This is a genomic window from Streptomyces sp. NPDC026500, assembly GCF_055567635.1.
Genome location: NZ_JBVHQB010000060.1, coordinates 1 through 7,894, shown reverse-complemented (window position 1 = coordinate 7,894; position 7,894 = coordinate 1). Strand labels below are relative to the sequence as shown.

Below are 7,894 nucleotides of genomic sequence, written 5' to 3'. Positions count from 1 at the left end.
CCCGGCCGCCTCTTCCTCCCCACGATCATGGACCCCGTCTACGGCTACCAGGTCACCAACGTCGAAGCATCGATGTCGTCACCGTCCTCGCTGCTGCACTGGACCCGCCGCATGATCGAGATCCGCAAACAGAACAAGGCCTTCGGACTCGGCTCCTACACCGAACTCCAGTCCTCCAACCCCGCCGTCATCGCCTTCCTGCGGGAGTACAAGGACGACCTCGTGCTGTGCGTGCACAACTTCTCCCGCTTCGCCCAGCCCACCGAACTCGACCTGCGCGCGTTCAACGGCAGACACCCGGTCGAACTGATCGGCGGCGTGCGATTCCCCGCCATCGGCGAACTGCCGTACCTGCTGACCCTCGCCGGTCACGGCTTCTACTGGTTCAGGTTGCGCCCCGCGGTCGGGCCCGGCAGCACGAGGCGATCGTGACTCCGTGCCCCTCGACAGCCCGCCCGCCTCTGAAAGGACGTGTCGTCATGGCGAACACCGCTCTGCAGCGTCCGAGCGGCCTCGACACCGCTCCGCTGCTGACCTCACTGGCCGAGCTGCTGCGCGCCTGGCTGCCACGGCAGCGCTGGTTCGCGGGCAAGGGCAGGCCCGTGACGGATCTGACGCTGCTCTCGACGACCGAGCTGTACCCGGGGTGTCTGCATCTGCTGGTCCGCACCGAGCACCTCGGCCCGCCCGCCCACGCCGGAACCGGCACTCCCGCGGCCGAGGACTGCTACCAACTCCTCCTCGGTGTACGGGAGGTCCTGCCGCCGCGGCTCGCCCACGCCTTCATCGGCCGGGCGAGCGCCGGCCCGCTGGCCGAGCTGACCGTGTACGACGCCTTTCACGACCCCAAGGCGGCGGGACTGCTCCTGGAGCGCCTGCGCCGTTCGGGCACGGCGGGACCGCTGCGTTTCGAGCGCGATCCGCGCTTCACGGTGCCGCCCGGTCTCGCGCCGCGTCTCCTCGACGCCGAGCAGTCCAACTCCTCGCTGGTGTACGGCGACGCGTTCATACTGAAGGTCTTCCGGCGCGTACAGCCCGGCATCAACCCGGACCTGGAGGTGCCGCGCGCGCTGGCCCGGCAGGGCTGCACCCGCGTCCCCGCGCCGGCCGCGTGGTTCCACACCTCGGAACCGCAGGAAGCGACCCTCGGCGTCCTTCAGCCGTATCTGCGGGACGCCGCCGACGGCTGGACCCTGGCACTCGAATCCCTCGCCTCGCGAAAGGACTTCACCGGCGAGGCGTACGAACTGGGCCGGGCCACCGCCGAGGTGCATCTGGCCCTGGCCACGGCGTTCCCCGTGGACGCGCCGAGTCCCCACCGGAACAAGCGGCTCGCGGACGCGATGCACGACCGTCTCGACGCCGCGGTCCGTTCCGTCCCCGAACTCCGCCCGCACGCGGCCGGGTTGCGGTCGGCCTTCGACGCGCTCGCCGCCCTGGACTCGGCGGTCCGCCCCGCCCAGCGCATCCACGGCGATCTCCACCTCGGCCAGGTCCTGCGGGCCGGGGAGCGGTGGTCGGTGATCGACTTCGAGGGTGAACCGGCCCGCCCGATCAGCGAACGTCGGCGTGTCCAGTCGCCCGTACGCGATGTGGCGGGCATGCTGCGTTCCTTCGACTACGCGGCCCGCTCCCGGCAGCCGTGGCGTCCGGAGTGGGCGGAGCGCTGCCGCGAGGCCTTCTGCGCGGGCTACGCGGTCGCGGCGGCCTGGGACCCGCGCGAGGAACCCGAACTGCTGCGCGCGTACGAGACGGACCGCGCCGTGTACGAAGTGCTCTACGAGGCACGGCACCGTCCCGACTGGCTGCCCGTGCCCATGGCGGCGGTCGGACGACTCGCCGACCACCCCTGACCACCGCCCACTCCTCACCACTCCCAGCGACCACTCCTCACCACCCACCGACCACTCCTCACCACTCCCACCGACCACCCTCAACACCCCCACTTCGAGAGGCCCAAGCCGTGACCCGCACCGCATCCACCCGCGTACGACGGGCCAAGCCCGCCGCCCCGTCGGCGCAGCACGCCGCGCTGGACCCCACGGATCGGGGGCGCCTGCTGTCCGGCGCCCATCACGATCCGCACGCGTTGCTGGGTGCCCATCCGGTGCCGGGTGGAGTCGTGTTCCGGGCGCTGCGGCCGTACGCCCAGGGCGTGGCGGTGATGGTGGACGGGCAACGGACCGCGCTGGACGACCTCGGCGACGGGCTCTTCGGGGCCGTCCTGCCGCTCGACGCGATTCCCGCGTACACGCTGCTGGTCACCTATGACGGCACCGAGTCCGAGACGCAGGACCCGTACCGCTTCCTTCCCGCGCTCGGCGAGCTGGACCTGCATCTGATCAGTGAGGGCCGGCACGAGGAGCTGTGGCGGGCGCTGGGCGCCGAGCCGATGACCCACGACGGTGTGGAGGGTACGCGCTTCACCGTGTGGGCCCCGAACGCTCAAGGGGTCCGGGTCTGCGGGGACTTCTGCCACTGGGACGGCGCCGCCGGGTTCCCGATGCGTTCGCTCGGATCGTCCGGTGTGTGGGAGGTGTTCCTGCCCGGCATGGGTGAGGGGGCGCTCTACAAGTTCGACATCACGCGCCCCGACGGATCCCGCACCCTGCGCGCCGACCCGATGGCCCGCCGCACCGAGGTGCCCCCGGCGACCTCGTCGGTCGTGACACGGTCGTCGTACACGTGGCGGGACTCCAAGTGGATGAAGGAGCGGGCGAAGCGCCGCCCGCTGCACGAGGCACCGTTCTCGGTGTACGAGGTGCATCTGCCGTCCTGGCGGCCCGGCCTGACGTACCGTCAACTGGCCGACCAGCTCCCCGCCTACGTCACCGACCTCGGCTTCACCCACGTCCAGCTCATGCCGGTCGCCGAACACCCCTTCGGCGGCTCGTGGGGCTACCAGATCACCGGGTTCTACGCGCCCACCGCACGCCTGGGCACCCCCGACGACTTCAGGTACCTCGTCGACGCCCTCCACCGTGCCGGCATCGGCGTCCTCATGGACTGGGTAGCCGCCCACTTCCCCCGCGACGACTGGGCCCTCGCCCAGTTCGACGGCTGCCCCCTCTACGAGCACGCCGACCCCCGGCGCGCCGACCACCCCGACTGGGGCACCCTCGAATTCGACTACGGCCGCCGCGAGGTCCGCAACTTCCTCGTCGCCAACGCCACCTACTGGTGCGAGGAGTTCCACATCGACGGCCTGCGCGTCGACGCCGTCGCCTCCATGCTCTACCTCGACTACTCCCGCGAAGAGGGCCAGTGGGCCCCCAACGAATTCGGCGGGCGGGACAATCCCGACGCCGTGGCGTTCCTCCAGGAGATGAACGCCACCGTCTACCGCCGCAACCCCGGCGTCGTCACCATCGCCGAGGAATCCACCGCCTGGGACGGCGTCACCCGTCCGACCTCCGACGGTGGGCTCGGCTTCGGGCTCAAGTGGAACATGGGCTGGATGCACGACTCGCTGGAGTACATGCAGCACGAGCCGATCCACCGCAAGTACCACCACAACGAGATGACCTTCTCGATGGTGTACGCCTACAGCGAGAACTACGTCCTGCCGATCTCCCACGACGAGGTCGTGCACGGCAAGCAGTCACTCGTCTCCAAGATGCCCGGCGACTGGTGGCAGCGGCGCGCCAACGCCCGCGCCTACCTCGGCTTCATGTGGGCCCACCCCGGCAAGCAACTCCTCTTCATGGGACAGGAGTTCGCCCAGGGCGGGGAATGGAAGGAGGCCGAGGGCCCCGAATGGTGGCTCCTCGACCCCGCCTACTGCGCCGAAGCCGACCACCGCGGGGTCCAGGATCTCGTCCGCGACCTCAACACCCTCTACCGCGGCGAACCCGCGCTGTGGGAACGCGACACGGACCCGTCCGGCTTCACCTGGGTCGTGGGCGACGCCGCCGACGACAACGTCTTCGCCTTCCTGCGCCACGCCGCCGACGGCACCCCGCTCCTCGCCGTCTCCCACCTCTCCCCCGCCGTCCGCCACGGCTACCGTCTCGGCGTCCCCCAGGACATCCCGGCCTGGCGCGAAGTCCTCAACACCGACAGCCTCCGCTTCGGCGGCAGCGACATCACCAACCCCGAGCCGGTGAAGGCCGAGGCGATCGCTATGCACGGCCGTCCGACGAGCATCGAGCTGACACTGCCGCCGCTCGCGACGGTGTGGCTGCGGCCTGCCTGAGCCAACCCGCAGCCACACCGGGCAATCCCGCCTCAGGGAGAGGCGGGCTTGCCCGCCGTGAAGAGCCAGGTGTGGAAGAGACCGGAGAGGTTCTTGCCGGACTCCCGCTCGGAGAGCTTGATGAACTGGGCCGTCGTGCCGTGCCCGTCGCGGTGGACGGTGGCCCAGGTGCGCAGGATGCGGAAGAACACGGGATCGCCGACGGCCGTGCGCAGCTTGTGCAGGACCATGGCCCCGCGGGCGTAGACCGGCGTCTCGAAGATGTGCTCGCCGCTGCCCGGATCACCGGGCGGGAACGCCCAGAGATCCTTGCCCGCGGGAGTGGCGTACAGCGCGTCGAAGGCCTTCTGCGCGCTCTTGCCGCCGTGCTGCTCGGTGTAGAGCCACTCGGCGTAGGTGGCGAAGCCCTCGTTGAGCCAGATGTCCTTCCATCTGGTGAGGGTGACGGAGTCGCCGAACCACTGGTGGGCGCTTTCGTGGACCAGAGTCTCCAGGTCGGGCGCGGAGTCGTACACGGGACGGGTCTGGGTCTCCAGGGCGTAGCCGACCTGCGGGGCCCGGTCGACGATGGCTCCGGCCGCCCGGAAGGGGTAGGGGCCGAAGAGCTTGCTCTCCCAGGCCAGCACGGACGGCAGCTTCTTCACGACCGGCGCTGCGGCGGCCGCTTCACGCGGGTCGATCGCGTTGTAGACCTTGAGGCCGTCACGGGTGGTGTACTTCTCGACCTTGAACGTGCCGACGGTCGCCGTGGCGAGGTAGGCGGCCATCGGCTCGGACTGCCGCCAGCGGAAGGTGGTCCGGCCGTTGGCGGTCCGCTGCCCGACCAGGACACCGTTCGCGACGGCGGTACGGCCCTTGGGGACCGTCACCGTGAAGTCGTACGACGCCTTGTCCGTGGGATGACTGTTGGCGGGGAACCACGTCATCGCGCCCTGGGGCTCACCGGCCACGAACGCGCCGTCGTCGGTGGGAATCCACCCGTCGAGGGAACCGTCGGGGTCGGTGACGGGCTTCGGGGTGCCGGAGTAGGTGACGGTGACGCGGAACTCCTGGCCCTTGCGCAGGGCGTCCCGCGGGGTGACGACGAGTTCCTGGCCGTCGCGCCGGAAGGCCGCCTTGGCGTGGTCGACGGCGACGCCGGTGACCTTCAGCCCGCTGAGGTCGAGGTCGAAGCGGGTCAGCCGCTGGGTGGCTCTGGCGGTGATGACCGCCTTGCCGTCGAGGTGGCGGCTGTGCGGGTCGTAGCCGAGCGTCAGATCGTAGTGGTGGACGTCGTAGCCTCCGTTGCCCGAGAGAGGGAAGTACGGGTCCCCCGCGCCGGCGGAGCCCACGGTCCCGGCCGCCGTGGCCGGTCCGGCCGCGGTGAGCAGCGCGGCGAGCGCGACCGGGACGGCCGCGACAACGGCTTCGCGGCGAAGGACAGTTGTGCGTCGTGCGGCCTCTTGCGGGCGTGGTGTCACGTTCGCTCCTCCGATTCGACGGTGATCACTCGCGCACAGCCTATGAGTCACCTCGCCCGCAAACCCTCACGATCAGGTCAAGTTGCGCCCGTGCGGACCCGAGTGGCGCTCCGTCAGCGGGAAGCCGGTTCGAGGACGGGTCCGGATTCGCCCCGGTCGCGTTGCCCGGACCCGTGCCGATCCGTTCCGATCCGTGCGTCCGGGCCCGTACCGCCGGGTGGACGGGGCGCACTCACACCCAGGGCGGCGGTCCGTCGGAGATGAGCTGGTGGACTTCGAAGAGGACGGCGGATTCGACCCCGAACGCCGAACCGCCCATGCCGGCCGCCCAGGTGAGGAAGGGCCGCGGTTCGAACGCGCCCGCGCCCAGAGCCTTGGTGTACTCGGCGTGTGCCTCCAGCGAGGCGATCCCGCGTTCGAGGGGTTCGCCGGTGACGTCGACTCCGTGGGTGGGCTGTTCCGGTCCGGCGAAGCACACCATCCGGATGCCGCCCCAGGGCTCTAGACCCTCGTCGGCGAGTTCGGGGAAGATCCAGCGGTTCCCCGCGTCGCGTGCCGCGTCGAGGGCGGCCAGGCCCACCGCCCGGTGGTCCGCCTGGTTGGTGATGCCGCCGATCATCCGCACGGTGAACGCGCCGGACACCACGACCTCGGGCCGTTGGCGGCGCATCGCGCGCACGATCTCCCGGCGCAGCCCGAGCCCGTACTCGACGACGCCGTCGCGGTGGTCGAGGAACTCGACGGTCTCGACGCCGACCTGCCGGGCACCGGCCCGTTCCTCGGCCTCGCGCAGCGGTGCCGCCCGGTCCGGGTGCAGGCCGTCGATACCGGCTTCTCCCCTGGTCGCCAGCAGATAGCTCACGTGCTTGCCTTGTGCCGTCCAGCGCGCGACGGCGCAGGCGGTGCCGTACTCGATGTCGTCCGGGTGAGCGGCCACGGCGAGACATCGCTCCCAGTCCTCCGGCAGCGCGGGCAGGCCCGAACCGCCCGCGAAGCCTGCTTTGTCCTGTGTGGGATCCATGCTCCGCATGATGGCCTGCGGCAGGTCGGGACCGACAGAGGCGCGCTTTCCGCGTTCGTACGCCGGGTTCCCGCGCTCCCCGTACGCCCCGCTGGTCGAACACCGTGACACCGTGGTGAAGTCTGTCCACACGTCCGAAGATCCGACGCCCGGTCGCCGCCGCTCTCCCCCTCGTCGGCACCGCCGCCGGGTCGACGGCGCGTCAGGCCCCGTACAGCACAGAGGAGATGCCCGTGACCACCACCTCGCCCACCTGGACTCACGCTCCCGTCAGGGTCGGGCTCGTCGGCGCGGGGCCCTGGGCGCGGGCCGTGCACGCCCGGGTGCTCGCCGCCGGACCCGAGACGCTGCTGACGTCGGTCTGGGCGCGCCGGCCGGAGGCCGCCCGCGAAACGGCGGCGCGGCACGGTTCCGCCGTCGCCGCGACGTTCGAGGAACTGCTCGACGACTGCGAGGCGGTCGCCTTCTCGGTGCCGCCCGCCGTGCAGGCGGAACTCGCCGTGCGGGCGGCCGAGGCGGGCAAGGCCCTGCTCCTGGAGAAGCCGCTCGCGCTCGATCTGCCCTCGGCGCGGCGGCTCGTGGACGCCATCGACGCCTCGGGCGTGGTCTCCCAGCTCGTGCTGACGAACCGCTATCACCCGGCCACCCGGCAGTTCCTCGCCGAGGCACGGGCCCTGGACGTCTCGGGCGCGCGCTCCTGTTTTCTCGGCGGAGCCTTCCTGGGCGGCGACTTCGCGACCCCGTGGCGTCTTGAGCACGGGGCGCTGCTGGACCTCGGGCCGCACCTTCTCGATCTGCTGGACGCGGCTCTGGGGCCGATCGTCCGGGTGCGCGGCGCCGGGGACCCGCGCCGCTGGATCGAACTCACCTGTGAACACGAGAGTGGTGCCGTGAGCCAGGCCTCCCTGTCGGGCTCGGTCGAGGTCGAGCGCGGGATCACCCGCATCGAGCTGTTCGGCCGCCATCCCGAGCTGGTCTTCGACGGCGGAGCCCTCGACCACGAGGAGTCCTGGCCCGTACTGCGCCGCGAGTTCGCCACGGCCGTCCGGTCGGGCCGGCCCGGAGAACTCGACGCCCACCGCGGACTGCGCCTGCAGACGCTCATCGCCCAGGCGCTGGAGGGCTAGGTGTTCTGTCCTGGGAGGTTGTGGACGGGTGAGCCAGGTCTCGGCTGAGGGATCTTGAACGGGTGAGGGCCTTCCGGTTCGGTGTGGATTG

6 protein-coding genes are annotated in these 7,894 nt (G+C 71.1%); 4 read left to right on the top strand and 2 right to left on the bottom strand.

Going from position 1 to position 7,894, the window contains the following annotated elements; all coding sequences use genetic code 11:
- The 3 genes from ACZ4N5_RS42865 to glgB all read left to right on the top strand — a co-directional run.
- Positions 1-432 (top strand): alpha-glucosidase C-terminal domain-containing protein (locus tag ACZ4N5_RS42865; protein WP_467762389.1); only part of this gene is annotated, 432 nt, incomplete at its 5' end.
- A gap of 47 nt (positions 433-479) precedes the next feature.
- Positions 480-1,853 carry a maltokinase N-terminal cap-like domain-containing protein gene (locus ACZ4N5_RS42860; protein ID WP_467762388.1) on the top strand — a complete coding sequence of 458 codons (1,374 nt, stop codon included), beginning with the start codon at positions 480-482 and terminating at the stop codon, positions 1,851-1,853.
- A 110-nt stretch (positions 1,854-1,963) separates the two neighbouring features.
- Positions 1,964-4,195, top strand: coding sequence for a 1,4-alpha-glucan branching enzyme (gene glgB / locus ACZ4N5_RS42855; RefSeq protein ID WP_467762387.1), 2,232 nt, complete (start codon positions 1,964-1,966; stop codon positions 4,193-4,195).
- Between the two features lie 32 nt (positions 4,196-4,227).
- On the opposite strand, the gene ACZ4N5_RS42850 is transcribed toward glgB, so the two are convergent.
- A complete protein-coding gene (locus tag ACZ4N5_RS42850; RefSeq protein WP_467762386.1) occupies positions 4,228-5,655 on the bottom strand; it encodes a M1 family metallopeptidase in 1,428 nt (475 codons plus the stop codon).
- Positions 5,656-5,887: 232 nt separating this feature from the next.
- Positions 5,888-6,676 carry a PIG-L deacetylase family protein gene (locus ACZ4N5_RS42845; RefSeq protein ID WP_467762385.1) on the bottom strand — a complete coding sequence of 263 codons (789 nt, stop codon included), beginning with the start codon at positions 6,674-6,676 and terminating at the stop codon, positions 5,888-5,890.
- Between the two features lie 227 nt (positions 6,677-6,903).
- On the opposite strand from ACZ4N5_RS42845, the gene ACZ4N5_RS42840 reads away from it, so the two are divergent.
- Positions 6,904-7,803, top strand: a complete 900-nt coding sequence (locus tag ACZ4N5_RS42840; RefSeq protein ID WP_467762384.1) for a Gfo/Idh/MocA family protein — start codon at positions 6,904-6,906, stop codon at positions 7,801-7,803.
- Positions 7,804-7,894 lie beyond the last annotated feature (91 nt).

Excerpts from the sequence above, each read along its gene's own strand:
- ACZ4N5_RS42840 (WP_467762384.1), top strand. The coding sequence starts at position 6,904 with ATGCCCGTGACCACCACCTCGCCCACCTGGACTCACGCTCCCGTCAGG.
- ACZ4N5_RS42845 (WP_467762385.1), bottom strand. The coding sequence starts at position 6,676 with ATGGATCCCACACAGGACAAAGCAGGCTTCGCGGGCGGTTCGGGCCTG.
- ACZ4N5_RS42860 (WP_467762388.1), top strand. The coding sequence starts at position 480 with ATGGCGAACACCGCTCTGCAGCGTCCGAGCGGCCTCGACACCGCTCCG.